The sequence below is a fragment of the Tenebrionibacter intestinalis genome (assembly GCF_016632365.1).
Classification (GTDB): domain Bacteria; phylum Pseudomonadota; class Gammaproteobacteria; order Enterobacterales; family Enterobacteriaceae; genus Tenebrionibacter; species Tenebrionibacter intestinalis.
The window spans coordinates 1-3,550 of record NZ_JAEPBH010000086.1 but is presented as its reverse complement, the minus strand read 5'-3'; the positions used below and the strand labels follow the sequence as shown (position 1 = coordinate 3,550).

Genomic DNA, 3,550 nt, shown 5'->3' with positions numbered 1-3,550 from the left:
TGCTCTTTAACAATCCGGAACAAGCTGAAAATTGAAAATCCATAGACGGTTTACCCGTTTATATGGGTCTCTCAAGCTCACAACAGAAAGAGAAAACAGTATGCAGGCGATGTGAGCAAAGTGAAGGCAAGGCGTACCGCGCACAGCGAGCGCAGTGGACTTATTGTCCATGAGCATCGCGAGCACGGAACAACGCAGCATTCACGATGCGCAACAAGCCGGGCATCAGGAAACATCTTCGGGTTGTGAGGTTAAGCGAATAAGCGTACACGGTGGATGCCCTGGCAGTCAGAGGCGATGAAGGACGTGCTAATCTGCGAAAAGCGTCGGTAAGGTGATATGAACCGTTACAGCCGGCGATGTCCGAATGGGGAAACCCAGTGTGATCCGTCACACTATCATTAACTGAATCCATAGGTTAATGAGGCGAACCGGGGGAACTGAAACATCTAAGTACCCCGAGGAAAAGAAATCAACCGAGATTCCCCCAGTAGCGGCGAGCGAACGGGGAGGAGCCCAGAGTCTGAATCAGCGCAGGCGTCAGTGGAACGGTCTGGAAAGACCGGCGATACAGGGTGACAGCCCCGTACACGAAGATGCATGCGCTGTGAGCTCGATGAGTAGGGCGGGACACGTGTTATCCTGTCTGAATAGGGGGGGACCATCCTCCAAGGCTAAATACTCCTGACTGACCGATAGTGAACCAGTACCGTGAGGGAAAGGCGAAAAGAACCCCGGCGAGGGGAGTGAAAAAGAACCTGAAACCGTGTACGTACAAGCAGTGGGAGCCCCACCACTAAGCCAGTGGTGAAACCATATCTGCATCCTTTGCTGATGGCGTGGTTAACGGAGCGCAAGCGACGTGTAACCCCGAAAGAAGCAGAGGGGGCNTCCTTTGCTGATGGCGCGGTTAACGGAGCGCAAGCGACGTTTAACCCCGAAAGAAGCAGAGGGGGTTTAGTGGTGGGGTGACTGCGTACCTTTTGTATAATGGGTCAGCGACTTATATTCTGTAGCAAGGTTAACCGAATAGGGGAGCCGAAGGGAAACCGAGTCTTAACCGGGCGCTCAGTTGCAGGGTATAGACCCGAAACCCGGTGATCTAGCCATGGGCAGGTTGAAGGTTGGGTAACACTAACTGGAGGACCGAACCGACTAATGTTGAAAAATTAGCGGATGACCTGTGGCTGGGGGTGAAAGGCCAATCAAACCGGGAGATAGCTGGTTCTCCCCGAAAGCTATTTAGGTAGCGCCTCGTGAACTCATCTTCGGGGGTAGAGCACTGTTTCGGCCAGGGGGCCATCCCGGCTTACCAATCCGATGCAAACTGCGAATACCGAAGAATGTAATCACGGGAGACACACGGCGGGTGCTAACGTCCGTCGTGAAGAGGGAAACAACCCAGACCGCCAGCTAAGGTCCCAAAGTCATGGTTAAGTGGGAAACGATGTGGGAAGGCCCAGACAGCCAGGATGTTGGCTTAGAAGCAGCCATCATTTAAAGAAAGCGTAATAGCTCACTGGTCGAGTCGGCCTGCGCGGAAGATGTAACGGGGCTAAACCATGCACCGAAGCTGCGGCAGCGGACGTGANCGAGTCGGCCTGCGCGGAAGATGTAACGGGGCTAAACCATGCACCGAAGCTGCGGCAGCGGACGTATCACTTAAAGCGATTCAGCGACTGACGATTGACGGAGCGAAGCGACGTCAGAGCGTATACAAAGTCGAGTCGGTTTAAGGATACGTCCGTTGGGTAGGGGAGCGTTCTGTAAGCCGTTGAAGGTGTGCTGTGAGGCATGCTGGAGGTATCAGAAGTGCGAATGCTGACATAAGTAACGATAAGAGGAGTGAAAAACTCCTCCGCCGGAAGACCAAGGGTTCCTGTCCAACGTTAATCGGGGCAGGGTGAGTCGACCCCTAAGGCGAGGCCGAAAGGCGTAGTCGATGGGAAACGGGTTAATATTCCCGTACTCGGTGTTACTGCGATGGGGGGACGGAGAAGGCTATGTCATCCGGGCGACGGTCGTCCCGGTTTAAGCGTGTAGGTGGAATGGCCAGGTAAATCCGGTCATTCATAACACTGAGGCGTGACGACGAGGCACCACGGTGCTGAAGTGACAGATGCCCTGCTTCCAGGAAAAGCCTCTAAGCTTCAGGTAACAACGAATCGTACCCGAAACCGACACAGGTGGTCAGGTAGAGAATACCAAGGCGCTTGAGAGAACCCGGGTGAAGGAACTAGGCAAAATGGTGCCGTAACTTCGGGAGAAGGCACGCTGATGCGTAGGTGAAGCCCCTGCGGGCGGAGCCGAAGTCAGTCGAAGATACCAGCTGGCTGCAACTGTTTATTAAAAACACAGCACTGTGCAAACACGAAAGTGGACGTATACGGTGTGACGCCTGCCCGGTGCCGGAAGGTTAATTGATGGGGTTATGGGTAACCAGAAGCTCCTGATCGAAGCCCCGGTAAACGGCGGCCGTAACTATAACGGTCCTAAGGTAGCGAAATTCCTTGTCGGGTAAGTTCCGACCTGCACGAATGGCGTAATGATGGCCAGGCTGTCTCCACCCGGGACTCAGTGAAATTGAACTCGCTGTGAAGATGCAGTGTACCCGCGGCAAGACGGAAAGACCCCGTGAACCTTTACTATAGCTTGACACTGAACACTGGTCCTTGATGTGTAGGATAGGTGGGAGGCTTTGAAGCGTGGACGCCAGTACACGTGGAGCCGTCCTTGAAATACCACCCTTTAATGGCTGGTGTTCTAACCCAGACCCGTAATCCGGGTCGGGGACAGTGTCTGGTGGGTAGTTTGACTGGGGCGGTCTCCTCCCAAAGAGTAACGGAGGAGCACGAAGGTTGGCTAATCCTGGTCGGACATCAGGAGGTTAGTGCAATGGCATAAGCCAGCTTGACTGCGAGCGTGACGGCGCGAGCAGGTGCGAAAGCAGGTCATAGTGATCCGGTGGTTCTGAATGGAAGGGCCATCGCTCAACGGATAAAAGGTACTCCGGGGATAACAGGCTGATACCGCCCAAGAGTTCATATCGACGGCGGTGTTTGGCACCTCGATGTCGGCTCATCACATCCTGGGGCTGAAGTAGGTCCCAAGGGTATGGCTGTTCGCCATTTAAAGTGGTACGCGAGCTGGGTTTAGAACGTCGTGAGACAGTTCGGTCCCTATCTGCCGTGGGCGCTGGAGAACTGAGGGGGGCTGCTCCTAGTACGAGAGGACCGGAGTGGACGCATCACTGGTGTTCGGGTTGTCATGCCAATGGCACTGCCCGGTAGCTACATGCGGAAGAGATAAGTGCTGAAAGCATCTAAGCACGAAACTTGCCCCGAGATGAGTTCTCCCTGAGGCTTTGAGTCTCCTGAAGGGACGTTGAAGACGACGACGTTGATAGGCCGGGTGTGTAAGCGCAGCGATGCGTTGAGCTAACCGGTACTAATGACCCGTGAGGCTTAACCTTACAACGCCGAAGATGTTTTGGCGATGAGAGACGATTTTCAGCTTTGTTCGCGGAGATAAAGTCCGAAGGATTTCGCGC

The 3,550-nt window shown here is 54.2% G+C and carries 1 rRNA gene; it reads left to right on the top strand.

Annotated features, from left to right (window positions below):
- The first annotated feature begins 249 nt into the window (after window positions 1-249).
- Window positions 250-3,472 (top strand): 23S ribosomal RNA (locus JJB97_RS17495).
- Window positions 3,473-3,550: the final 78 nt, after the last annotated feature.